General features: G+C 65.3%; 26 protein-coding genes. 18 read left to right on the top strand and 8 right to left on the bottom strand.

Annotated elements, in window-relative coordinates; translation table 11 throughout:
- Window positions 1–13: 13 nt before the first annotated feature.
- Both G9Q80_RS11175 and G9Q80_RS11170 read right to left on the bottom strand, forming a co-directional pair.
- Entirely contained in the window at window positions 14–523 is a 510-nt protein-coding gene (locus G9Q80_RS11175; protein ID WP_043146124.1) for a PaaI family thioesterase, read from the bottom strand.
- Window positions 523–945 carry a PaaI family thioesterase gene (locus G9Q80_RS11170; RefSeq protein WP_043146123.1) on the bottom strand — a complete coding sequence of 141 codons (423 nt, stop codon included), beginning with the start codon at window positions 943–945 and terminating at the stop codon, window positions 523–525. Before G9Q80_RS11170 ends, G9Q80_RS11175 begins: the two co-directional genes overlap by 1 nt.
- A 137-nt stretch (window positions 946–1,082) precedes the next feature.
- Here G9Q80_RS11170 and G9Q80_RS11165 point away from each other — a divergent pair, with 137 nt between their 5' ends.
- From G9Q80_RS11165 to G9Q80_RS11110, 12 genes are all read left to right on the top strand, one after another.
- Window positions 1,083–1,460, top strand: coding sequence for a MerR family transcriptional regulator (locus G9Q80_RS11165; protein ID WP_088716049.1), 378 nt, complete (start codon window positions 1,083–1,085; stop codon window positions 1,458–1,460).
- 234 nt (window positions 1,461–1,694) lie between these two features.
- Entirely contained in the window at window positions 1,695–2,096 is a 402-nt protein-coding gene (locus G9Q80_RS11160) for a MerR family transcriptional regulator (RefSeq protein ID WP_043146119.1), read from the top strand.
- A 37-nt stretch (window positions 2,097–2,133) separates the two neighbouring features.
- The gene (locus tag G9Q80_RS11155) at window positions 2,134–3,915 is read left to right on the top strand and encodes an acyl-CoA dehydrogenase C-terminal domain-containing protein (RefSeq protein ID WP_088716050.1); all 1,782 of its coding nucleotides are present in this window, start codon (window positions 2,134–2,136) and stop codon (window positions 3,913–3,915) included.
- Window positions 3,916–3,998: 83 nt separating this feature from the next.
- On the top strand, window positions 3,999–4,211 hold the full coding sequence (locus tag G9Q80_RS11150) for a hypothetical protein (RefSeq protein WP_069209703.1): 213 nt from the start codon (window positions 3,999–4,001) through the stop codon (window positions 4,209–4,211).
- A gap of 8 nt (window positions 4,212–4,219) precedes the next feature.
- On the top strand, window positions 4,220–5,359 hold the full coding sequence (locus tag G9Q80_RS11145; protein WP_088716051.1) for an acyl-CoA dehydrogenase family protein: 1,140 nt from the start codon (window positions 4,220–4,222) through the stop codon (window positions 5,357–5,359).
- A gap of 323 nt (window positions 5,360–5,682) precedes the next feature.
- On the top strand, window positions 5,683–6,321 hold the full coding sequence (locus G9Q80_RS11140) for a glutathione S-transferase family protein (protein WP_088716052.1): 639 nt from the start codon (window positions 5,683–5,685) through the stop codon (window positions 6,319–6,321).
- Window positions 6,322–6,337: 16 nt separating this feature from the next.
- Entirely contained in the window at window positions 6,338–7,549 is a 1,212-nt protein-coding gene (locus G9Q80_RS11135; protein ID WP_088716053.1) for an acetyl-CoA C-acetyltransferase, read from the top strand.
- Between the two features lie 9 nt (window positions 7,550–7,558).
- Window positions 7,559–8,470, top strand: coding sequence for a hypothetical protein (locus tag G9Q80_RS11130; RefSeq protein ID WP_069209706.1), 912 nt, complete (start codon window positions 7,559–7,561; stop codon window positions 8,468–8,470).
- Window positions 8,467–8,946: a hypothetical protein gene (locus G9Q80_RS11125; protein ID WP_088716054.1), complete on the top strand. Its 480-nt coding sequence runs from the start codon at window positions 8,467–8,469 to the stop codon at window positions 8,944–8,946. Before G9Q80_RS11130 ends, G9Q80_RS11125 begins: the two co-directional genes overlap by 4 nt.
- Complete coding sequence (locus G9Q80_RS11120) at window positions 8,946–9,413, top strand: cupin domain-containing protein (RefSeq protein ID WP_088716055.1); 468 nt, start codon at window positions 8,946–8,948, stop codon at window positions 9,411–9,413. The genes G9Q80_RS11125 and G9Q80_RS11120 overlap by 1 nt, the downstream gene beginning before the upstream one ends.
- Window positions 9,410–9,847, top strand: a complete 438-nt coding sequence (locus tag G9Q80_RS11115) for a hypothetical protein (protein ID WP_043146101.1) — start codon at window positions 9,410–9,412, stop codon at window positions 9,845–9,847. Before G9Q80_RS11120 ends, G9Q80_RS11115 begins: the two co-directional genes overlap by 4 nt.
- Before the next feature lie 2 nt (window positions 9,848–9,849).
- On the top strand, window positions 9,850–12,051 hold the full coding sequence (locus G9Q80_RS11110) for a 3-hydroxyacyl-CoA dehydrogenase NAD-binding domain-containing protein (protein ID WP_088716056.1): 2,202 nt from the start codon (window positions 9,850–9,852) through the stop codon (window positions 12,049–12,051).
- Between the two features lie 48 nt (window positions 12,052–12,099).
- On the opposite strand, the gene G9Q80_RS11105 is transcribed toward G9Q80_RS11110, so the two are convergent.
- Complete coding sequence (locus G9Q80_RS11105; protein ID WP_074623530.1) at window positions 12,100–12,909, bottom strand: helix-turn-helix domain-containing protein; 810 nt, start codon at window positions 12,907–12,909, stop codon at window positions 12,100–12,102.
- Between the two features lie 169 nt (window positions 12,910–13,078).
- Between G9Q80_RS11105 and G9Q80_RS11100 the strand changes: the two genes are divergently transcribed.
- From G9Q80_RS11100 to G9Q80_RS11080, 5 genes are all read left to right on the top strand, one after another.
- On the top strand, window positions 13,079–14,629 hold the full coding sequence (locus G9Q80_RS11100) for an ABC transporter substrate-binding protein (protein ID WP_157903861.1): 1,551 nt from the start codon (window positions 13,079–13,081) through the stop codon (window positions 14,627–14,629).
- An 84-nt stretch (window positions 14,630–14,713) separates the two neighbouring features.
- Window positions 14,714–15,658, top strand: a complete 945-nt coding sequence (locus tag G9Q80_RS11095) for an ABC transporter permease (protein ID WP_088716058.1) — start codon at window positions 14,714–14,716, stop codon at window positions 15,656–15,658.
- Window positions 15,639–16,538, top strand: coding sequence for an ABC transporter permease (locus G9Q80_RS11090; RefSeq protein ID WP_232788262.1), 900 nt, complete (start codon window positions 15,639–15,641; stop codon window positions 16,536–16,538). Before G9Q80_RS11095 ends, G9Q80_RS11090 begins: the two co-directional genes overlap by 20 nt.
- 13 nt (window positions 16,539–16,551) lie before the next feature.
- Entirely contained in the window at window positions 16,552–18,618 is a 2,067-nt protein-coding gene (locus G9Q80_RS11085) for a dipeptide ABC transporter ATP-binding protein (protein ID WP_088716059.1), read from the top strand.
- A complete protein-coding gene (locus tag G9Q80_RS11080) occupies window positions 18,615–20,039 on the top strand; it encodes a C69 family dipeptidase (protein ID WP_088716060.1) in 1,425 nt (474 codons plus the stop codon). Before G9Q80_RS11085 ends, G9Q80_RS11080 begins: the two co-directional genes overlap by 4 nt.
- Before the next feature lie 13 nt (window positions 20,040–20,052).
- Here the strand turns inward: G9Q80_RS11080 and G9Q80_RS11075 are convergent, their stop codons facing one another.
- The 3 genes from G9Q80_RS11075 to G9Q80_RS11065 all read right to left on the bottom strand — a co-directional run bounded on the left by G9Q80_RS11075 (window position 20,053) and on the right by G9Q80_RS11065 (window position 22,090).
- Window positions 20,053–20,247: a hypothetical protein gene (locus G9Q80_RS11075; RefSeq protein ID WP_088716061.1), complete on the bottom strand. Its 195-nt coding sequence runs from the start codon at window positions 20,245–20,247 to the stop codon at window positions 20,053–20,055.
- A gap of 313 nt (window positions 20,248–20,560) precedes the next feature.
- Window positions 20,561–20,767 (bottom strand): ABC transporter permease subunit, encoded by a 207-nt coding sequence (locus G9Q80_RS27860; RefSeq protein ID WP_088716062.1) that lies wholly within the window; start codon window positions 20,765–20,767, stop codon window positions 20,561–20,563.
- 222 nt (window positions 20,768–20,989) lie between these two features.
- A complete protein-coding gene (locus tag G9Q80_RS11065; protein ID WP_088716063.1) occupies window positions 20,990–22,090 on the bottom strand; it encodes an ABC transporter ATP-binding protein in 1,101 nt (366 codons plus the stop codon).
- 167 nt (window positions 22,091–22,257) lie between these two features.
- On the opposite strand from G9Q80_RS11065, the gene G9Q80_RS11060 reads away from it, so the two are divergent.
- The gene (locus tag G9Q80_RS11060) at window positions 22,258–22,797 is read left to right on the top strand and encodes an HD domain-containing protein (RefSeq protein ID WP_157903862.1); all 540 of its coding nucleotides are present in this window, start codon (window positions 22,258–22,260) and stop codon (window positions 22,795–22,797) included.
- Here G9Q80_RS11060 and G9Q80_RS11055 read toward each other — a convergent pair.
- Both G9Q80_RS11055 and G9Q80_RS11050 read right to left on the bottom strand, forming a co-directional pair.
- A complete protein-coding gene (locus tag G9Q80_RS11055) occupies window positions 22,764–23,273 on the bottom strand; it encodes a DUF4166 domain-containing protein (protein WP_232788271.1) in 510 nt (169 codons plus the stop codon). The genes G9Q80_RS11060 and G9Q80_RS11055 overlap by 34 nt on opposite strands.
- 14 nt (window positions 23,274–23,287) lie before the next feature.
- A complete protein-coding gene (locus tag G9Q80_RS11050) occupies window positions 23,288–23,749 on the bottom strand; it encodes a thiol-disulfide oxidoreductase DCC family protein (protein WP_043146087.1) in 462 nt (153 codons plus the stop codon).
- Window positions 23,750–24,040: the final 291 nt, after the last annotated feature.

The following is a 24,040-nucleotide window of genomic DNA, read 5'->3' as shown; positions in this document are numbered from 1 at the left end:
GCGCGCGGCCCGCTCAGCCGTCCTTGCGCGGCATCAGGAAATGCGCATTGGCCTGGGCAAAGGGTCGGTCGCGGTTGTCCTGCCAGGCCTCGGCCTGGACGCTGGCATAGCGTCGCCCGGAACGGGTGACGCGGGCGCGCCCATAGGCGTCGCGCGGCAGGCCCGAGCGCAGGTAGTCGACGGTAAAGTCGATGGTCTTGGGCAGGCGCGGCAGTGCCCCCCGGGTCATGCTGTCGGGGTCCAGCGCGCCGGATTCGATGTCCTGCCAGAGATAGCTCCAGTTCAGGGTGACCATCGCGGTAATTTCCAGGAAGGCCGCCGTCACTCCGCCGTGGATCGCGGGCAGCATCGGGTTGCCGATCAACTTGTCATCGAAGGGCAAGAGGGCCGTCAGCTCGTCCCCGCGCCGGTCGAAACGGACGCCGAGATACTGCATGTAGGGCACGCCGGAGACCAGCGCCGACAGAGCCGCGTCACGGCGTTGCTTGATGACCTGGACGGGTTCGGGCGCGGGACGCTGCATCATTCGCTCTCCACGGTGAAGGTGCCGGTGGCGGTGGCGACCGGGCGATCGGTGTCGTCGTCCATGGCGGTGGCGCGCACGAAGGCGACCGAGCGGGTGATATGGTGGCAGACCGCCCGCGCGGTGATCGCCTGGCCCGGCGTCGCGGGGCGCATGTAGTCGATGCGCAGGTCGATGGTGGCGGTGCCGGCAGGCGACTTCGGATGGCTCATCACCGCCGCCCCGCTGCAGGTATCCATCAGGGCCGAAACGGCGCCGCCGTGGATCACACCGGTTTCCGGATCGCCGATGAACCGCGCGTCATAGGGCATCCGGATCACCGCGATGCCGTCGCCAAGCTCGGCGATCTCCATGCCCAGCGCCTTGCAGTGCGGGATGGAATCGATGAACTGGCGGGCGATGTCGGCCTTGTCTGCACTCATGCGGGATCTCCTTGGGGCCTTTATGGGCACGGGATCGCGGCGCTGCAAGCGGGGCGTTCCGCCGGCTGGGGCGAGGCGGCTTGTCACCCCGGCAGGCTGGGCTTAGATTTCGCCCCAGGCGGATGGGGAGACAAGCGATGGGCGAGACGCGTCTGACCTTCAAGGAAATGTGCGCGAAGTTCGACGTGACGCCGCGGACCCTGCGGTACTACGAATACATCGAGCTGATCTCGCCCCAGCGCGAGGGGCGCGCACGTCATTACGGCGCGCGCGAGATCGCCCGCATGACCCTGATCCTGCGCGGTCGCCGGTTCGGATTCCAGCTCGAGGAAATCCGCCAGTGGCTGATGATCTACGAGGAAGAAGGCACCGAGGCCCAGATGCAGGCCTGGCTGGAGATGGCGGACCGGCAACTGAAACAGTTGGCCGAGGAACGCAGGCAGCTGGAAGAGGCGATGACCGAGCTAAAGGCCCTGCGCGACCAGACCGCCGACTCACTGGGGCACTCTGCCTGACGTGAGACGCCCCTGCGTCAAGCAGGGTCCGGAATTCCTTACCCCGGAAATTTTTACCACTTGGTATAAAATTGCGCGGATGGCAGCTTGACCTTGCCTTATCTTACGTCAAGCATAAAGTGACGCAGCGTATGAGTTACGTCACCCGGTTTTCCCATTGTATGAAGGCCCGGAAAGACGCACCTCGGTTGTCGTGACGGAACTGTGACGGTCGGAGACCCGAGGATGCGAGACATGACAGACGAGCAACTTATGACGATCCGGGAGATGTGCGACGCCTTCGAAGTGACCCCGAGGACGCTGCGCTTTTACGAGCAGAAGGAGCTGCTCTTCCCGATCCGCGAAGGCCAGAAGCGGCTGTTCACCCGGCGCGACCGGGCACGGCTGAAACTGATCCTGCGCGGCAAGCGTTTCGGCTTCAGCCTCGAGGAAATCCGGCAACTGCTGGATCTCTACGATGTGGGCGACCAGCAGCGCACGCAGCTGGCGGCGGCCTATGACGTGGCCCAGGACCGCCTGGCGGAGCTGATCCGGCAGCGTGACGAGCTGAACGCGGCGATCGGAGAGTTGCAGGACCAGATGAAATGGGGCGAGCGCATGCTGGCCTCGATGGACCAAAAGCGCGCGGCCGAATAAGCGCGGCCGCGGGCAGGACTTTCAGGGAGAGAGAGACATGCCCATCTACACGGCGCCGACCAAGGACCAGGTGTTCCTCCTGGACGACGTGCTGCAACTCAGCACGCAGGACATTCCCGGCTATGCCGACCTCGACCGCGAGACGCTGGACGCGATCCTGGGCGAGGCGGCGAAGCTGGCGGAAAACGTCCTGGCCCCGCTGAACCCGGTTGGTGACGAAGAGGGCTGTTCCCTTGAAAATGGCGTTGTGCGCACGCCCAAGGGCTTCAAGGACGCTTTCGACCAGATGCGCGAAGGCGGCTGGACGGCGCTGGATTGCGATCCCGAGTATGGCGGCCAGGGCCTGCCCTATGTCGTGGCGACCGCAGTGGGTGAAATGTTCTCCTCGGCCAACATGGCCTTCAACATGTACCAGGGCCTGACGCATGGCGCCTACAATGCCATTCATGCGCATGGTTCGGACGAGCAGAAGGCGATGTACCTGCCCAAGATGGTCAGCTGCGAATGGGGCGGCACCATGAACCTGACCGAACCGCATTGCGGCACGGATCTGGGCCTCATCCGCACCAAGGCGGTGCCCAACGATGACGGCAGCTATGCCATCACCGGCCAGAAGATCTGGATCAGCGCCGGCGAGCACGACATGGTGGACAACATCATCCACCTGGTGCTGGCGAAACTGCCGGATGCGCCGGAGGGGGTGAAGGGCATTAGCCTCTTCATCGTGCCCAAGTTTATGGTGAACGAGGATGGCAGCCTGGGGGATCGCAACGCGGTCTCCTGCGGCGGTCTGGAATCCAAGATGGGCATTCACGGCAACGCCACCTGCGTCATGAACTACGACGGCGCCAAAGGGTTCCTCGTGGGCGAGCCGCACAAGGGCATGCGCGCCATGTTCACCATGATGAACGAGGCCCGGCTGGGTGTCGGCCTGCAGGGCTATGCCCAGGGCGCGGTCGCCTACCAGAACGCGGTGGCCTTTGCCAAGGACCGCGTTCAGGGCCGCGATGTGACCGGCGTCAAGAACCCCGACGGCCCCGCCGACCCGATCATCGTGCACCCGGACGTGCGCCGCAACCTGATGGACCAGAAGGCCTTTACCGAGGGCGCCCGCGCCTTCGTCCTCTGGGGCGCCTCGATGATCGACCGCGCGCACCGCAACGAGGATGCGCAGGCCGAGGGGCTCATTTCGCTGCTGACGCCGGTGATCAAGGGCTTCCTGACCGACAAGGGCTTCGAGACCACTGTGCTGGCACAGCAGACCTTGGGCGGATCGGGCTTCACCCGCGAATGGGGGCTGGAACAATTCGTGCGCGATGCCCGCATCACCATGATCTACGAGGGCACCAACGGCATCCAGTCGCTGGACCTCGTCGGCCGCAAGCTGGGCCAGGACGGCGGCAAACACGTCATGGGCTTCTTCGAGATGGTCAAAGGCTTCATCGCCGACCACAAGGGTCAGGACGAAGCGTTCGACACACAATTCCTCGACCCGCTCAAGGCGGCCTCCAAGGATTTGCAGGCGGCGGGAATGTACTTCATGCAGCACGGCATGAAGAACCCGAACAACGCGCTCTCCGGGTCTTACGATTTCATGCATCTCTTCGGTCATGTCTGCCTTGGACTGATGTGGGCGCGCATGGCCTGGACGGCCAAAGGCAAGCTGGCGGCCGGTGACGGCGATGCCGAGTACCTGACCACCAAGATCGCCACCGGGCACTATTACATGGCAAGACAACTGCCGATGACGGCGACGCACCTGAAACGCATCGAATCCGGGGCCGACCCCGTGATGGCGCTTGAGGCAGAGGCCTTCTGAGACGAAGCTGTGGCGGCGGGGATCCCCCCGCCCTGCGCCCGTGGCGGATCACACCGCCCGGCGCCCCTGACGTCGGAGGACCCATGCCCAAACGCTTTCGCCTGACCCGCCGTTTCCCGGTCGCCATGACCGAGGACGGCTATCGCAAGCTGAAATCCTTTGCCCACGAGGCCGGGCTGGACGAGGGCGAGGCCCTGTCCTTCCTCTTCGAACATTTCGAGAGCGTGACCGACAGCGAGGCGCTGGCCCATCGGCTGCGCCTGTTCAACGCCGACCTCGACGAGCGCAAGAAATAGGAGCCCGGATGCCGCGCGACTGGATGACAGACGAACACGCCATGCTGGCCGAGATGACGGCCAGGTTCATCGAGGCGGAATGGACGCCGCTCTACGACAAGTGGCGCAAGCAGGGCCAGATGGACCCGGAGACCTGGCAACAGGCCGGGGAGCTGGGCCTGCTCTGCCCCTCTGTCCCCGAAGAATACGGCGGCGCCGGCGGCGATTTCGGGCATGAGGCGGTGATCCTGATGGAAGCCGCCCGCGCCAACCTCGCCTCCTGGGGGCATGGCATCCACTCGGGCATCGTGGCGCACTACATCCTGGCCTACGGCACCGAAGAGCAGAAAAAACGCTGGCTGCCGAAGATGGTTTCCGGCGAGATCGTGGGCGCCCTGGCAATGACCGAACCCTCGGGCGGGTCGGATGTGCAGGGCATCCGCACGCGGGCCATCCGCGACGGCAACGCCTATCGGTTGACCGGGCAAAAGACCTTCATCACCAATGGCCAGCACGCCAACCTGGTGATCGTGGCGGCCAAGACCGACCCTGCCGAGGGTGCGAAAGGCGTCTCTTTGGTGGTGGTCGAAACCGAGGGCGCCGAGGGGTTTTCACGGGGCCGCAATTTGGAAAAGATCGGCTGCCACGCGGCGGACACCTCCGAGCTATTCTTCGACAATGTCGAGATCGCGCCGGAAAACCTGCTGGGCGGGGCAGAAGGCCGCGGCTTCTACCAGATGATGCAACAACTGCCGCAGGAACGTCTGATCATCGGCTGCGGCGCCGTAGGCGCGATGGAAGGCGCGGTGGCGCGCACGATCACCTATTGCAAGGAACGCGAGGCCTTCGGCGGCCCACTGATGCAATTCCAGAACACGCGCTTCAAGCTGGCGGAATGCCAGACCAAGACGACCGTGGCTCGCGCCTTTCTCGACGCCTGCATCGCCGAACACCTTGAAGGCAAACTGACGGTCGAAAAGGCGGCGATGGCAAAGTACTGGCTGAGCGACACGCAGGGCGAGGTCCTGGACGACTGCCTGCAACTGCACGGCGGTTACGGCTTCATGCAGGAATATGCCGTGGCCGAGATGTGGACGGATGCAAGGGTGCAGCGGATCTACGGCGGCACCAACGAGATCATGAAGGAACTGATCGCGCGGTCGCTCTGAACGAGGCGCGAACGGATACGGAGGATTGGGGTATTTTGACCAAGAAGAAACAGGAAGGTCGCACATCGGACCCGCACGTCCGGGCAGCAGTCGACCTTCCTGCAGTGCCCGCGCCTTTGGCTAGGAACGGGGCTTCTCCTTGGGCGGTCATCGGCTCCCCAGCCTGTACCGCAACACGAGATTAGGCGCGTTAACCTTAACGCGCGGTTATCCGGGAAGGGCCTGTGTGCTTCTTCTTGGGAAAAATACTCCCACGGGGGTGCGGGGGTGTGAAACCCCCGCGGCGAAACGGACGACAAAAAGCGCAACGGGAGGCGCGGCGCATGACGATGAAACTCTACTGCTTTGGCGAGTCGGGACATTCCTACAAGGCGGCACTGGCGCTCCAACTCGCCGGGCTGGACTGGCAGCCAGTGCAGGTCGATTTCTTCAACGGTGAAACGCGGAGCGAAACATATCGCGCCGAGGTGAACGAAATGGGCGAATGCCCGGTGCTGGTCGATGGCGAAACCCGGCTGACACAATCCGGCGTCATCCAGCAGTACCTGAGCGAGACCTACGGGCATTTCGGCGGCACGACACCCGAGGAAAGGCGCGAAGTGCTGCGCTGGGTGCTCTGGGACAACCACAAACTCAGCTCGATGGCCGGGATGACCCGCTTCCTGATGAACTTCCTGCCCGAAGACAAGCGGCCGGCCGAGGTGATCGCCTTCAATCAGGGGCGCCTCAAGTCCGCCTACCAGATCCTGGATGCCCACCTGGAGGGGCGCGACTGGATCGTGGGCGACGCCCCGACCAATGCCGATCTGACCTGTTGCGGTTATCTCTTCTACCCGGAACCCTTCGGCTTCGACCGCAGCGCCTGGCCGGCCGTCGACCGCTGGCTGACGAACATCCAGGGCCTTCCCGGCTGGAAGGCCCCTTATGACCTGATGCCCGGCTCCCCCGCGGACCGGACCTGATGAAGAAGGACCCAAGATGACCGACGCATTTATCTATGACGCCGTCCGCACACCGCGCGGCAAGGGCCGCAAGGATGGCGCGCTGCACGAAGTGACCTCGCTGCGCTTGTCGGCGCAAGTGCTGAACGCCGTCAAGGACCGCAACGGGCTCGACGGCCACGCGGTCGAGGACGTGATCTGGGGCAATGTCACCCAGGTCGGCGAACAGGGCGGCTGCCTGGCGCGCTCGGCGGTGCTGGCAAGCGATCTTGACGAGTCCATCCCGGGTCTGGCGATCAACCGCTTTTGCGCCTCGGGGCTGGAAGCGGTGAACCTGGCCGCCAACCAGGTCCGCGGCGGCGCGGGCATGGGCTATATCGCCGGCGGCGTGGAGATGATGGGCCGCGTCGCCATGGGCAGCGACGGGGCGGCCATTGCCGTCGATCCCAGCCTGGCGATGGAAAGCTATTTCGTCCCGCAGGGCATCAGCGCCGACATCATCGCCACTGAATACGGATTTTCCCGCGATGACGCCGATGCCCTGGCGGTCGAAAGCCAGCGCAGGGCGGCCGCCGCCTGGGAGGACAAGCGGTTCGAGAAATCCGTCGTCACCGTGCGCGACGTGAACGGCCTGCCGATCCTCGATCACGACGAGTACATGCGGCCCGGTACCGACATGCAGACGCTGGGTGCGCTGAAACCCTCGTTCAAGGACATGGGCGAGGTCATGCCCGGCTTCGACAAGGTCGCGCTGATGAAATATCCGCACCTTGAGCGGATCGAGCATATCCATCATGCGGGCAACAGCTCGGGTATCGTGGATGGCTCTGCCGCCATGCTGATCGGCAACAAGGAGTTCGGCGAGAAATACGGGCTGACGCCGCGCGCGCGCATCCGCGCCACCGCCAAGATCGGCACCGACCCCACGATCATGCTGACCGGCCCGGTCCCCGCGACCGAGAAGATCCTGAAGGACAGCGGCATGTCGATCTCCGACATCGACCTATTCGAGGTGAACGAGGCCTTTGCCTCGGTGGTACTGCGCTTCATGCAGGCCTTCGACGTGGACGACAGCAAGGTCAACGTCAACGGCGGCTCGATCGCGATGGGCCATCCGCTGGGCGCCACCGGGGCGATCATCCTGGGCACCCTGCTGGACGAGTTGGAACGCACCGGCAAGGGCACCGGGCTGGCCACGCTCTGCATCGCCTCCGGCATGGGCGCCGCCACCATCATCGAGCGGATCTGAGGCCCGCCCATGAACCTGTCGCCGGATACCGCGCACGACGTGGCCGCCAGCCTTCTGGCGGCCACGGGCGATGCGCTGACCACCGGCGATTTCGAGCTGTTCCGCAGAAATTTCCGACTGCCGCAGGCCATTGCGACAATCGGCGGAACCCGCACCCTGCGCAGCGACGAGGACCTGCGCCGGACCTTCGATCAGATCCAGGCGCATTACGCAGAAATCGGGCTGCACCGTCTGGACCGCTGGATCGAGGTCGCCCTGTTCGATGGCCCGGACGAGATACGCAGCTGCCATGTCACGCATATGCTGTCCAAATCGGGCAAGCTGCTGAACACGCCGATCCTGACCATGTCGCGCCTCCTGCGCGAGGGCGAGCGGTGGCTGATCGGCGGAACGCAATACACGATTTCCGCGGAAAGCGCCCACGGGCAGGCGCTGCTGAGCGGGGGTGGTCCTTATCGGGCGCAGGGCGCCGGCGGCGCGGCCGAAGCGATCTTTCAGAACCACCTGGACCGGGTGACGCGGGCCTACATGGAAGACAGGTTCGACCTGCTGATGGCAGCGGTCCAGTTGCCACTGTTCCTGCAGGCCAGCGAAGGTGCCATGCTGATCTCGGACATCCAGCAGATGCAGGAGGATTTCAGCCGCTCGGTCACGCGGCTGCGGGTGCAATCGGTCAGTGACATCGTGCGCCGCGTCCAGTCCGCCGAGATCATCGGCGAAAAACGGATCCACGGCACCTATCGGACCCATATCCTGAGCGCGGAACAACTGGTCATCCCCGCCTACAAGAGCGCCATGAGCATCGAGATGGGCACCGACCTCAACTGGCGCATGACCTCGGTCATGCATCCGATCGGTCACATGACCCTGCCGGACGGACCGGGGGACGCGAAAGGTTACGGTCCGGGAGAACGGGTATGACGGTGCAAAGTGCTGCGGAAATCTACCAGGCAAACCTGGACGTGGGCAGCCGGATGTTCTTTGCAGGCGACCTCGACAGGATCGGCTGTCACATCGCGGAGCCCTGCGCGGTTCACACCCAGGACAGTTCGCAACGTATAGAGCGGTTGGAAGACCTGCTGGTCATGCTGCGCGAACAACCTGACAGTCTCCGGCGGCTGGGAACGACCGAATATCACCGCATCTGCATCAAGGCAGAGTTCACCGACCCGACCGGCCAGCGCATCCGGGGACAACACAGGACCTACCTGCTGCGCGGCGGCTCTTACCTGATGGAGCGCTCCCCCTGCGAGCAGCTGATCGAACTGCAGGGGGACGACTGGAAGGCGCTGGACCTGGACCGCCAGATGCGGAACAGCGACCTGACGATGGTCGGCCCGCAGTTGATGGAACATCTGCGGCGCCGCGAGGCCCAGCCCGACAAGGGAGAGAGCTGATGCCGAAAATCGACCTTTTCACCGTGCCTGTGAGGACAGGCTCATCCTACCCGCCTCCGCACGACGCGGCGATGGCGGGCCGCAGCCAGCAAAGGCTGGGCGATGCCGCCGGGCTGACCCAGTTCGGCGCGAACCTGGTGCGGCTGGCGCCCGGGGCCATGTCCTCTCTGCGGCACTGGCACGAACGCCAGGACGAATTCCTGGTCGTCACCCAGGGCGCGCTGACGCTGGTGGACGATCACGGTGAGACCCCGCTTGCGCCCGGCGATTGCTGTGCCTTTCCGGCAGGCGATCCGAACGGGCACCACATCGTCAACCGGTCGGAGGCCGATGGCGCCTTCGTGGTGGTGGGCACCCGGACAGAGCGGGAAACCGGCTGGTACCCGGACCACGACCTGAAGGTCGAGGTCGCGGACGGCGACATGCGTTTTCTGCGCCGGGACGGTGGCGAGGTGTCAGATCCATGACCTCTGCCCTATTCACCGACAGCGATTTCGCCGAGTTCATTGACGATATCTCTGCGCCCTTCATGAGCGGGCAGATTGCAAGATGGCGGGCACGCATTCGCCTGCCGTTCAGCATGGTGACCGGCGCTGGCCCGGTCACGCTGAAATCCGACGGCGACATCGTCCGGAACTTTCGCCTCTACCTGGAGGCGGTCAAGGCGATGGGCCTGAATTTCGTCCATCGCGAACCGCTGGGTGTCGAACACTGCGAGGACGGCACCGTCCTTGCAACCTATCGCACGCACCTGATGCGTAACGGCACCCGCATGGTCGATCCCTACACGTCGACGGCGCTTCTGCATCCCGATCCCGAAGGATGGCGCATGTCGGCAATCCTCAACGCCCGTGGCCACCACGACTGGACCGGGCGCCCCCCGAAAGACACTGGAGAGTGAGCATGACTGATTTCACGATGGAAACCAGCGCCGATGGCGTGGCCGTCATCACCTGGGACTGCCCCGGCAAGTCGATGAACGTGATGACGCTGGAGGCCTGGGACGAACTGGACCAGCTGATTGATGCCGCGCTGGCCGACGATGCGGTCAAGGGTGTCGTCATCACCTCGGGCAAGGACAGCTTTGCCGGGGGGATGGACCTCAAGGTCATCGCCAGGATGAAGGACATGGCGGGCGACGATCCGGCCAGGGGCCTGTTCGACGGGATCATGAATGCGCACCGCATCATGCGCAAGATCGAGCGGGCGGGCATGGACCCCAAGACCCTGAAGGGCGGCAAGCCCATTGCCACCGCCCTGCCCGGCACCGCTCTGGGCATCGGTCTGGAAATCCCGCTGTCGACGCACCGGATCTTTTGCGCGGACAACCCCAAGGCCAAGATCGGCCTGCCCGAGATCATGGTCGGCATCTTTCCGGGCGCGGGCGGCACAACGCGGCTGGTGCGCAAGATGGGCGCGATGGCGGCCTCTCCGCTGCTGCTGGAGGGCAAGCTGAACGACCCGAAAAAGGCCAAGGCGGCCGGTGTCATCGACGAGGTGGTCGAGGATCCGCTGGCGGCGGCAAGGGAATGGGTGCTGCAGGCCAAGGATGCCGACATCGTCAAGCCCTGGGACGCCAAGGGCTACAAGATGCCCGGCGGCGCGCCCTACCATCCGGCGGGCTTCATGACCTTTGTTGGCGCCTCCGCGATGGTGAACGGCAAGACCAAGGGCGTTTACCCGGCGGCCAAGGCGCTGCTCTCGGCGGTCTACGAGGGTGCACTTGTGCCCTTCGACACCGCGCTCAAGATCGAGGCGCGCTGGTTCACCAACGTGCTGATGAACCCCTCTTCGGGGGCCATGATCCGCTCGCTCTTCATCAACAAGGAGGCGCTGGAGAAAGGCGCCGTGCGGCCCGCCGATGTACCCGACCAGAAGGTGAAGAAACTGGGCGTTCTGGGCGCGGGCATGATGGGCGCAGGGATCGCGCTGGTCAGCGCGCAGGCGGGGATCGAGGTGGTCCTGCTAGACCAGAAGCAGGAGGCCGCCGACAAGGGCAAGGCCTATAGCGCCGACTACGCCGCCAAGGGGGTGCAGAAAAAGAAGATCACCCAGGGGAAGGCCGACGAGATGGTGGGCCGGATCACCGCCACCACCGATTACGACGCGCTCAAGGGCTGCGACCTCGTGATCGAGGCGGTTTTTGAAGATCCCAAGATCAAGGCCGAAGTGACGAGGGCCGTAGACGCGGTGACAGATGCGGACTGCATCTTTGCCACCAATACCTCGACCCTGCCGATTTCCGAGCTGGCCAAGGCATCGAAGAACGCAGAGCAGTTCATCGGCATCCACTTCTTTTCACCCGTCGAAAAGATGATGCTGGTCGAGATCATCAAGGGCAAGGAAACCGGCGACCGCGCGGTGGCCAAGGCGCTGGATTTCGTGCGCCAGATCCGCAAGACGCCCATCGTCGTCAACGACGCGCGCTTCTTCTACGCCAACCGCTGCATCATCCCCTACATCAACGAGGGCATCCGCATGGTCAAGGAAGGGGTGTCCCCCGCCCTGATTGAGAATGCCGCCAAGATGGTGGGGATGCCACTGGGTCCGCTGCAACTGGTGGATGAGACCTCGATCGACCTGGGCGCCAAGATCGCCCGCGCGACAAAGGCGGGCATGGGTGATGCCTATCCCGACGGCGAGGTCGACGAGGTGATCTTCTGGATGGAAGGCGAGGGCCGGCTGGGTCGCAAGGCCAAGGCCGGGTTCTATGACTACGACGAGAAGGGCAAGCGCACCGGCCTGTCCGAGGTGGTCAAGGCGCGCTATCCGCAAGCCGAAGAGCAACCCGACCTGATCGAGGTGCAGCACCGCCTGCTTTTCGTGCAGTCGCTGGAGGCGGTGCGCGCGCTGGAGGAAGGCGTGCTGGAGGACATCCGCGAGGGCGACGTGGGCGCGATCCTGGGCTGGGGCTTTGCCCCCTGGTCGGGTGGCCCGCTGAGCTGGCTGGACATGATCGGTGCGCCCTATGCGGCCGAACGTTGTGACCAATTGGCCGAGGCGCATGGACCCCGGTTCACCTGCCCTGCCCTGCTGCGCGAAATGGCCGAAAAGACCCAGAGCTTTTACGGACGGTTCGCCCCGGACAGCGCCGCAGCGGCCTGATCCCAGACCCGGGCCCGGCGCCGCGATGGCGCCGGGCCCCATTCCGCCTCAGGGCTCGTCGATTTCCAGAACATAGGCGCCCGGATCGATCCGGTTGCCGATCGCCTCGACGATCTCGCGCCGCAGCGCCGGGTCGTCGGGATGGAACAGCCCGGTCTGGCGCATGGCCCGGGGCACGCTGATGTCGGTCCCGAGAAATTCCAGCGCCACGCGCGAGGCGCCTGGCTTGCGCCCGCGCCGTGTCGGCCCGCCGGTCTGGATGCCCAGCAGGTAATCCAAACGGCTGCGGTAGCTGGGATAGAGCGTCATCTGCGTGACAGAGTTCATCTCCATCGTCTCGTACTCGAACAGCTGGATGCGGTCCGCCAGCTGAAACAGCACGCCCTGATACTTGTTGGTCCGGATCCATCGGCGGCTATCCGGATCGCGCAGGACCTCGACGTTCTTGAAATAGCCGCGCCCGTCGCGGACCACGATCCGCGCCAGAGACCGGATGATGCTGCCCTTGTTGCCGAAGGAATAGAAGTAGCGGAAATAATAGCCTTCGTAGCGGTCCACGGGGCTGCTGCGGGCCAACAGCGTTTCCAGGTGGAACATCGGCAGTTCCAGCTGCGGCTTGTCCAGCGGCTGGCGGCGCAACCCGATCACCTGGGCAAAGCGGCTTTCGTCCATCAGCATCTCGGATTCCGTCACGCCGATGAAATCGCAGATCCGCCGCATGTTGTGCCGCGACGGGTGAACCTGCCCGTTCAGGTACTTGTTGAATTGCTGCCGGTTGATGCCTATCCGGCGGCAGACCTCGGAAATGGAGCGGTGATAGCTGCAGGCGAGCGTGAGATTGGAGCTGAAGCTGGACATGCCCCTATCGCATACTGACGCAACCACAGTGTCAAGCCGCGTAAGGTAGCGAAATTGCCTTGCGCGGGGCACTCGCTCATCCTTCGCGTCACAAAAGAGTTGCAAAGACCGTCGGAGCATCGCCCGAAACCGCATGCCCGGCGTTGGGACCCCAACAGGAGCGATCATCTTGACACTCAGCAAAACGACGCGACGCACCTTCATGACCTCTGCCGCGGCCCTTGGCGCGGCGGGGATCTTTCCCGGTGGCGTGGGCATGTTGCGCGCCCAGGAAGGGCGCGTGCTGAACCTGCGGCTGGACGGCGACAACTCGATCCTCGACCCCGGCTACATGGTCGGCGGCACCGAGATCGAGGCGCAGAAACAGTGCCTGCCCTTCCTGGCCGAATACGTCCGCGACGGCGACACCTTCAGCTGGCAGCCGACGGCGCATGTGACACGGCTGGAATATGTCGACGACACGCATATCGAGTTCGAGCTGGCACCCGGGCTGGTCTGGTCCGGCGGGCACGGCACGCTCAAGGCCTCGGACGTGGCCTATTCCTATGCCCGCATGAAGGACAGCGAATGGTCGGGCTATTTCGACGCACTGGAAACCGTCGAGGTCACGGGGGAACTGACCGGGACGCTGGTGCTGAACAAGCCTTTTGCGCCCTTCATCATGGTCACGCTGTGCCACGGCCCTGGCGCAATCGTCTGCGAGGCGGCGACAGAGGCGGCGGGCGGGCGTTTCACCACGGAATTCCCGGCGGTCTGCGGCCCCTACACCTACAGCGCGACCCCTGGTCAGCGCGCGGTGTTCGACCGCAACCCGGAATGGACCGGCACGCCCCCGGGCTTTGACCGCGTGGTCTGCCATGTCATCACCGAGGTACAGGCCGCCGAACTGGCCTACGAGGCAGGCGAGATCGACTGCACAGAACTGGGCCCCGATAGCCTGGCGCGGTATTCGCGGGAAATGCCGGACAACACGGCGATCACCACCGCCGGCCAGCTGCAATACATGTGGATGGGCATGAACACCCAGCACCCCAAGCTGCAGGACCTCAAGGTGCGGCAGGCGATCCAGCACGCGGTGGACGTGGACAGCATCCTGGCCGGCGCCTTCGCGGGCACCTCGGCGCCGTCGCACGGAATCGTCTGCCCCGGTCTTCTGGGCGCGCGGTCGAACCACGGCTACAGCTATGACCCGGCCAGAGCGCGCGAACTGCTGGCAGAGGCCGGTGTTTCCGGCCTGCAACTGACCCTGCGGACGCTGAACTGGCAGGAACGCCTGCTGACCGCGCAGATCATCCAGGCGAACCTGGCCGCGGTCGGTATCACGGTCAAGATTCTGCCGATGGAAAGCGGCCCGTTCTGGGAAATGGGCATGGAAGAGGCCGGAGACACCTGGGAAGAGCTGGAACTCTGGCTGATGCGCTTTGCCACCGTGCCTGACCCGTATGAAGCCACCCAGTGGTTCATCTCGGAACAGGTCGGCGTCTGGAACTGGGAACGCTGGACCAACGAGGAATTCGACCGCCTCTATGACGAAGGCCTTTCCGAGACCGACACCGCAAAGCGCGAGGCGATCTATTTCCGCATGCAGGAAATCATGGACGAAACCGGCGCCTATGTCTGGATCAACCACGAGCCCGAGACCTATGCCCACCGCACCGACATCGAGGTCGTGGCGGCCCCCTCGGGTGAGCTGAACTACCATCGGTTCCGGCAGGTCTGATCCCGCCCCTTCCATCGTCCCGCGCCGCGCCCATGTGCGGCGCGGGACACCCGAGCGGCCCCAATACCGGAGCGCCTTTCAGCCGTGTTCACCTATCTTCTCAAGCGTCTGGGCCTTGCGGCACTTGTCGTCATGGCGGTGCTTCTGCTGCTGTTTTCCATGCTGCACATGATCCCGGGCAACCCGGCGATCCTGGCCCTGGGCACCCGCGCCTCGCCAGAGGCCATCGCGGAATACTCGGCCCGGATGCACCTGGACAAACCGGTGCTGACGCAATTCGTCTACTTCCTCGGCAACGCGGTGCAGGGCGACCTGGGACAGGATGTGTTCTCGAACAGGGCCGTGACCTCGGTGATCGGGGAACGCATCGGCTTTTCGCTGGCGCTGATCTGCACCGGCATGGGCTGGGCCGTGCTGCTGGGCGTGCCGCTGGGCTGCCTTGCCGCGGTGCGCCCGGGGTCCTGGCTGGACCGGGTGACGGGCGTCTTTTCCGTCGGCATGATCGCCGTGCCCTCTTTCCTGGTGTCGATCTGGGCGCTGCTTCTTTTCTCGCTCGAACTGCGTTGGCTGCCCGCCATCGGCGCCGGAGAGCCGGGTGACCTGGCGGATCAATTGAGCCACCTTGTGTTGCCGGCCTTCGCCATCGGCCTGGGCTGGGTCGGCTACCTGGCCCGGATGGTGCGCGCCTCGATGCTGGAAGTGATGGGAGAGCCCTACATCCGGTCCGCCCGCGCCTTTGGGCTGAAGCCGCGCCGCGTGGCGCTGGGCTATGCGCTGCGGGTGGCGATCCTGCCGACCATCACGCTGATCGGCATGGGCTTTGGCGGGCTGATTTCCTCCGCCGTCTTCGCCGAGATCATCTTTGCCCGGCCCGGCGTCGGCAAGATGATCTTTGACGCGGTCTCTGATCGCAACTTTCCCATCGTCCAGGGGGGCGTGCTGGTGGCCACCGGCTTTTACATCCTCGTCGTCCTGATTTCTGACCTTCTCATTGCCTGGCTTGATCCCCGTGTCCGCTCCTCTCTCTGACCCCGCCGCCCCCTCCGAAACCCGCGAAAGCGCCAGCCGCGAGCGGCGCGAAAAGCTGTGGCGCTTCCTGACTGACTGGCAGGCGATGGTCGGTCTTGTACTGGTGGTGCTGTTCTTTGCCAGCGCGCTTTTCGCGCCCTGGCTGGCGCCCTACGATCCCAACGCGATGGACATTCCGGCGCGGATGTCCGGGCCGACCTGGGCACATATCGCGGGCACCGACCAACTGGGGCGCGATACCTTCTCGCGCATCCTGCACGGCGGGCGCGTGGCGCTGTACATCTCGGCCATCGGCGTCTCGGCCTCGCTGAGCATCGGCCTGGTTCTGGGCATGATCGCGGGCTACGGGCCGCGTTGGCTGGACAACCTGATGCTGCTGATGTTCGACGCGGTGCGCTCCTTTCCGGCGGTGATCCTGGCACTGGCCACCGTGGCGCTGACCGGACCCAGCCTGACCGTCGTGCTGGCCATCGTGATCCTGACCACGATCCCCAGCTATGGCCGCGTCGCCCGCACCGCGACACTGGCGCTGCGCCATACGGAATTCATCCTGGCGGAACGCTCGCTGGGGGCGTCGACGCCGCGCATCCTGTTCCAGCACATCATGCCCAACGTGATCGGCCCGCTGTTGATCCTGGCGGCGATGGAGGTGCCGGTGGTGGTGTCCATCGAGGCGGGGTTGAGCTTTCTGGGCATCGGCGTCCTGCCACCCCAGGCCAGCTGGGGCACCATCCTGAACGAAGGCTACCTGGTGATCCGCGACGCGCCCTGGATGGTGATCGCCGGGGGCATCCCGCTGATCCTGACGACGCTGGGCTTTACCTTCCTGGGCGAGGCGCTGCGCGACGTCTTTGACCCCCGCATGGGCCGTGGCCGGTAAGGGGCCAAGACAGATGACCAACGACATTCTTTTGAACATCGAGGGGCTGACGCTCGACTTCCGCACCAACCGGGGCCGGGTCAAGGCGCTGCGCGACATCAGCTTTCCGGTGCGCAGGGGCCGCATCCTGGGCATCGTCGGCGAAAGCGGATCGGGCAAGAGCACGATCCTGTGGTCCATCCTGGGCCTGTTGGCGGGCAATGCCGAGGTGACGGCGGGCCGTGTCGAATATGGCGCCCGCGACCTGCTGACACTGAATGCCGAGGGGCTGCGCGCCATCCGGGGCGAAGAGATCAGCGTGGTCTTTCAGGATCCGATGACTTCGCAGATCCCCGTGCTGCCCTACGCGCGACAGATGTCCGACATCCTCTATCGCCGGTCCATGTCCGAGGCGGACAAGCGCAAGGCCGCGGTCGACATGCTGCGCCGCGTGGGCATCCCCGATCCGGACAGCCGCGTCGATGCCTACCCGCACCAGTTTTCCGGAGGTATGCGGCAGCGCGCGGGCATCGCCATGTCGATGCTGACCGGGCCGAACCTGCTGCTGGCGGATGAGCCGACCACGGCGCTGGACGTCACGATGGAAGCGCAGATGATCGGGCTGATGCGAGGCCTGCGCGACGATTTCGATACCACCATCGTCGTCGTGTCTCACAACCTCGGGCTCATTGCCGAGATGTGCGACGACGTGGTGGTGATGTACGCGGGCGAGGTGGTCGAGACCGGCGAGGTCCACGAGATCTTTCACAACGCGCGCCATCCCTACACCCGGGCATTGCTGGAATGCGACCCGGCCCGGATCGCCGAGGTTTCCCGCAAGCTGCCTGTGATCCCGGGCGACATTCCCGACCTGACCCGCCCGCTGCCGGGCTGCATCTTTGCCGACCGCTGCCAGAAGGCGATGCCGGATTGCGCCAGGGACGCCCCGCCGCAGGTGGCGCGTGGCAGTGGCATGGCGCGCTGTCACTTGCTGGAGGGGCCTCTTGCCGATGCCTCCTGGCCGCCGCCCGCCGATGTTGTCACGGTCGGGCGCGATCTTGGCGGGCTTGCCCCGGCCAAGGTGCGCAGCGACGCGCCGCCGCTGTTGGACGTTCATGACCTAAATGTCCGCTTTCGGACGATGGGGCCACTCAAGGCGCGGATGAACGGTGTTTCCGATCCCTTCGTCGACGCGGTGCTGGACGTCAGCCTGGACCTGCAGCCCGGCGAGACGCTGGCCCTTGTGGGTGAAAGCGGCTCCGGCAAGACGACACTGGGGCGCACGATCCTCAACCTGCAGGGCGCCTCCGGCGGGTCCGTTCGGTTCGACGGGCAAGAGATCGCCGGCATGGCCGAAGCGCGGTTCAAGCCGCTGCGTCGCGACATGGCGATGATGTTCCAGGACCCTGTCGGCTCGTTGTCGCCGCGCAAATCCGTGCGGGCGCTGATCACCGAACCGCTGGTGATCCACGGCGCCCAAGGGCGCGACCTGGATGCCGAGGCCGAACGGCTGGCCGACATGGTGCGCCTGCCGCGCAGTTTCCTGTCGCGATACCCGCACGAACTGTCGGGCGGACAGGCCCGGCGGGTGGGCGTGGCCCGCGCGCTGGCGCTGAACCCGCGCCTGATCGTGGCCGACGAACCGACGGCAGGGCTGGACGTCTCGGTGCAGGGCGAAATCCTGAACCTGATGGCCGACCTGCAGGCGGAACACGGGCTGAGTTACCTCATCATCACGCACAACCTGCCGGTGGTGCGCCACATCGCCGACCGCATTGCCATCATGTACCTTGGCCGCATCGTCGAGGACGGCCCGGCGGCCGAGGTTTTCGCCCGGCCCGCGCATCCCTATACCCGCGCCCTGGTCGAGGGTGTCCCGCAACCCGATCCGGACCGCAGGCGCCCGCCTTCGGCCACGATCGAGGGCGAGGTGCCCAGTCTGTTGCGCCGCCCCAAGGGCTGTGATTTCGCCTCCCGCTGCCCGCTGGCGCAGGAGGCCTGCCGCCGGGCGAAACCTGAACACATTCATATCGCGCCGGACCACAGGCATGCCTGCCTGTTTCCCCTGCGCACAACTTCTGACCTGACGGAGACCGCATGAGTTACGGGATCTACATCGGCCGCAACCTGACGGCCGACGGACATGCATGGCTGGCCGGATACGGTGACGAGCCCTCCAGCCACTGGCTGGAAATCGTGGACCGCGCAGACCATGCGCCGGGCAGCAGCATCACCGTGGGGGTCGGCCCGGACAGCGACATGCCGGGCCACCGGACGCAGATCCCGCAGGCCCTGCAGACCGCCCGGCACCTGCGCGTCAGCTACAGCTATTACCTGGGCGTACCCGCGCCGATCACCAACGGCGGGCTGAACGAACACGGCGTGGCGGTGCGCGACATCTGGTCGACCTCCTGCGATGCGCTGATCGAGATGACGCCGCAGGACCAGACCGGCCCAAACTATTCCGACCTCGCCCGCATCGTGATCGAGCGCGCCCGTACCGCCCGCGAAGGGGTCGAGATCATGGCGGCGCTGATCGCCGAGCACGGCTATTCCTGCTACGGCGGCAATTCGCATATCATCGCCGACCCGGAGGAGGCCTGGGTGGTGATCCAGTTCTCGGGCGGCAAGGGGCTCTGGGTGGCGGAGCGGCTGGGGGCAGACGACATCCGTGCCTCTCGCCCCGGCTATGTCGGCGTGGTGCCATTGCAGCCGGACGAGACATTTCTCTACCCGGATCACTTCATCCGGACTGCTGTCGACCTGGGCTGGTACGATCCGGCCTCCGGCGCACCCTTTGACGTCAACGCCATCTACGGCGACGGCAAGGGCCCCTGGGCGGGCATGGCCTGGGTCGAGGCCGAGATGCGCAAGCGGGCCGAGGCCGGGCCGATCACCTTCGCGGATGTCTGCTGGGCGATCCAGACAGAAGTCCTGACCGGCGATACGGCGGGCTATGGGCAGGTGGTGCCGCTGGTCCACCCTGCGCATCCGGACCTGCGGATGATGTGGCATGCGCCGGTCGGCCCGGTGACGGCGCCGCTGGTGCCGGTCTTTCTTGGCCAGACGGAGGTGCCGGACGAATACGCCCAGCATCGCTACCTGACCACGGGCGAGGCGCACCGCTTTCTCGACCGCCGCAAGGAGGACAAGGACCCCGATACCGTCAGCCATGTGCCGCAGGGGATCGAGGTTGCCGACAGCGCGGTCTACCAGTTCAAGCGCCTGATGCACCTTGCCTTCCAGGACGAAACATTGCTGCGCGAGGTCTGGGATCACTGGCGCCTGATGGAGGCGCGACTGGCGGAGCAGCTGCCGGAGGTGCTGCGCAGTGCCGAGATCCTGCTAGACGCGGGCGAAACCGGCCTTGCCCGCCGGGTGCTGACACGGGAAAGCGCCGCCTGGCTGGCTGCCGGGCTGGAGGATTGCCGCGCGCTTGTCGCTGCTGGCCACGCAAGGCTGCGGATGCGCGACGCCCTGAACCGCAACGGCAAGCCGCTGGCCCCTGCGCAGCTCTGGTAACAATGGGCGTGGGTCAGTCCGCGCGCAGGGACGCGAAGCGTTCCATCCGGTCGATCTGTGGCGCCATCGTGCACCACCTGTCCCCGACCGCGACCCAATGGGCCTCGCGGTCGGTTGCATTGACGACATAACGTCCGGGGCTGCGTTCGATGATCTGCGGGGCCAGCAGGTTGAGGAACAGGGCCAGAGCTTCGGCGGTCAGGCACATGGGAGGACTCCTTCGCGTTTGTGCGGTTGGTCTCCTCCCCCTTGGTGGCCCCACACTGCCACAGGCCCGGCGCAGCACGCATCACATCCAAGCTGCGTCGCAGCATGGCTGACGCAATTGCCCGCCAAACGGGCAAGGCGCCTGCAAAAATGCCCTGCCTGGAAACGACGGATCACGACACCGGGCGAGTTTCGCAGATCAAATGCTCTCACGATGCCACAAGACTGCATGGGCGCGGAAAACCCGGCGGTCAACATGAGGATGACCGTTCCCGCGGCATCTCCCCCCGGCAAGGGCCCGCCCGGGCGGCGTGTCATCTCGCCGATCTCTGTCGCCGGCGTGCAGCCCCCTTTACAAACATCGTGGGCGTGTAGCTTTCCATCGAAGCGATGCCGTCAATCGCCGTCCCCACGGCCAGCGCGGGCGCCAGAAACGGCGGGGTGAAGCGAAAGAACACCCGCAGATGCGACGCGCCAAGATCCAGCGCCGCCTCTTTCAGATCCCGGGTTTCGGATGTCATCGCAAGCCGTTCGGGCTGTATCAAGGCCGCGAAGTTACGGATGGTCAGGCCGGGGGGTGTGCTTCCTCGATAGCTGGATGGCAGCTGTCCTGCACTGGCGCAGACGCCAGCGACCGGCCCAGCAAGGTCAGTTGCAGCGCCACGATGAGCCGTCCCACCCAGACGGTCACGACAGGGGCCCAGAGGGCGTCAGGGCCGGGCCGACGCCGCGCAGCAGTCTGTTCATTCCGCCGCAATCCCGTGTCCGGCGTCAAAGAGTTCTCCCGCCGGCAGGATCAGCGCCGCCGTGGGATCGAAACCGAGGCTGGCACTGCCCCCCATCGGCAAGGCGGTTTCGCCGGGAGTGCTCTGACAGACCGAGAGACATTGACTGCCGGCCTGAAAATGCAGGGTCACGAAAGGGCCTTCGAGGTCCCGGCGAACAAGATCGGCGCTGACCGCGTTGTCATTGCGGTTCAGCTCCATCGCCTCGGGGCGGACAAAGAGGATCCCCCGCGCGCCCGCATCCAGTTGCGAGGGGTTGCGGGCGCGGAACCGGCCCAGCCCGGTCTCGATCGTGGCAAGCCCTGCGGCAGCATCGGTCACGCGGCCCGGCAGCCGGTTTGCCTCGCCCACGAAACTGGCGGCGAAGGCTGTCTTGGGGTTGGAATAGATGGCGTCCGACGATCCCACCTGCTCGATCCGCCCCCGGTTCATCACCGAGATACGATCGGACATAACCAATGCATCGCCCGGGTCACGGGTGGCATAGATGAAGGTGATGCCGGTCCGTTTCTGGGTCTCGCGCAACTCGGCCCGCATGTCGCGGCGCAGCGTGCGATCCAGTCCTGAGAGAGGTTCGTCCAGCAACATCACTGCGGGCTCGACGGCCAGGGCGCGGGCGATGGCGACGCGCAGAGGTTGGCTTCCGGACAATTCGGCAGGTTTCTTGTCCGCCTTGTCATCCAACCCCATCAGGTGCAGCAGATCCTCGGCCCGGGCATGACGCTTGCGGCGCGGCATCCCTCGCGCTTCCAGCCCGAAGGCCACGTTGTCGCGCAGGCTCATTCCTGGAAACAGCGCGAGGGTCTGAAAGATCAGGGCCGTGGGCCGGTCACCGGGGCTTTGCCGTCCCATGTCCTCTCCCCCGATCAGGACACGACCGGCGCCGGGGGCCACGAGCCCGGCGATGGTGCGCAGAATCGTCGTCTTGCCACAGCCCGAGGGGCCGAGAATCGAAAAGAACTCGCCGGCTTCGATGGACACATCGGTAGGCTGCACCGCCGTGATCCCGTTCGGAAAGGTGATTGAGACGCTTTCAAGGTGCACACCCTTGCCGTGCATTCATGGCCTCCTGCTCGCCCTATAACCCCGGCATAGCGGGGCAATGTGACAACCGCGTGCAAGTTGCATCGCCCACGTTTGCAGGCCAAGATTTCGGCAAGGGACGCGGACTTGGCCCCGGCAGTGGGGCACAAGCCGCGGCAAGCCCCGCCATTGGAGGACGCTGGATGGCCACGTCACGCAGATCGGATTGTCAACAGCACCCCTCGCTGGAGGAAAGCGCCGCCTGGGCCGGGCATTGGCACGCAACGCAGCAGGACAAGGCCGGCCAGCCCTACGTCGGACACCTCGTCCGGGTGTCGCGCCATCTGCTGCGGCTGTTCCCGGATGCCAGCACCGTCGAGCGCCATGCCGCCTGGCTGCATGATCTGCTTGAGGACACGGAGGTCACCGCGGCGGATCTTTCCGCGCGAGGCTATGCGCCCGAGGTGATCGCCACGGTCCAGGCGGTGACGAAATCGCCAGACCCGGAGATGACCTATGCACAGCGGATCGAGCGATTGGCGCGCGAGGGCACTGTCTCGGCCATCCGGGTCAAACTGGCCGATCTGAGCGATAATTCCGATCCCGACCGGCTGGCACAATTGCCGGGAAACAAGGCCGCAAGCCTGGGTGCGCGCTATCTTGCCGCGAAACAGCGCCTGTTCGAGGAACTGGACCGGCGTTCAGGCGATCAGGATGCCAATGGATCGAGCCAGCCGGAATAGGCGATCAGCCGCGTACCCAGAACCGGCAGCCTGATGTCGATCTCGAACCGATAGAGCCCGCTTTCGGCCCATTCCCGCGCCTGCACCCCCGGCCAGAAGAAGCGCGGCAATCGCAGGCCCAGAAAGCGCACCCAAGCGGTTTCCAGGCGCAGCCCCGCACCATCGGGCACCAGCCTGGCCGCCAATGTCACCGGGCCAAGCTGTTCGGCCAATGTGCCATCCGGCATGGCGCGCTGTTGTGACATCATGCACTGAGGCCCGATCCTGCGTGTCCAACAAGCCCCTTTTTCGGTGGGCGCTGTTTCCAGCACCAAAGGGGCATTGGGGGTCGCCGCGGGCAGCCCCATCAGCCGCGCAAGCATACGCAATACCAGAAACGGCCCCGGCTCTACGGTGATCCGCCCTTCGAAACGGCCGAATGCACGGTGCAAAGCCTGGCAGGGCGTTGGCAGACGGTCCAGGTCCGCCCCCAGCACTTGCGCATAGGGCGTCACCCGATCAGCTTACGGCGCAGGGCCTCGTCCGGCAAGGCACAGACCTGTCCGCGGCCGAAAATGCGATACCGATTGCGGGCAACACGGGCATAGAGCCAATCGCGCAGCGGCGCGGGCAGCAGGCACAGGGCCTTGAGCGGCGCATAGCCCGCATGAAGCTGCGGAAACAACTGTATCGCCCCGTCCAAACCGGCCCGGGCCCGACCGTCCTGCACCATGAGCCAGCTATCGGGGTTGTCCGGATCAAGGCCGAAATGGCGCATCAGCCCCTGCCCCAGCGTGGTCTGGGTCGTACAGATGCGGACCCGGTCCGCCTTGTCGAGCCGCGCTATGCGCCGCGCGGTCGCCGAGCAGAGCCCGCAGTCCCCGTCCATCACCACAAGGATACGGGTCTCGTCAAAGACCGGAACACGCGGATCGGCGCGCCAGGAATAGGGGGGCAAACTGGCAAGACGCATCTGGGGCCTCCTTTGGACCGTTACAAGGTGCCTCGCGGCGCGGCAAAACAAAAGACCCCGGCGCCCTGTACGGCGGGCAAGGGCCTGACGCGCTTTGACTGGCCGGGACCACATCGCCGGGCCATGTGCAAAACGGGTCGACATCGAACAGCGGGCGGATGGCTCGAATTGTCGGTTTTAAGGTGACGCCGGGGATCGGCCACGATCTAGTTGCGGGTGCCAATTTTCTATTCGTCATTTCAATCAGTTGCCTTCCTCGTCCATGAAATTGCACAGTCCCGCGTCGCGTCG

Origin of the sequence: Mameliella sp. LZ-28, assembly GCF_012274245.1 — a bacterium.
Taxonomy (GTDB): Bacteria; Pseudomonadota; Alphaproteobacteria; order Rhodobacterales; family Rhodobacteraceae; genus Antarctobacter; species Antarctobacter albus.
This window is presented reverse-complemented; position numbering and strand designations above follow the sequence as displayed.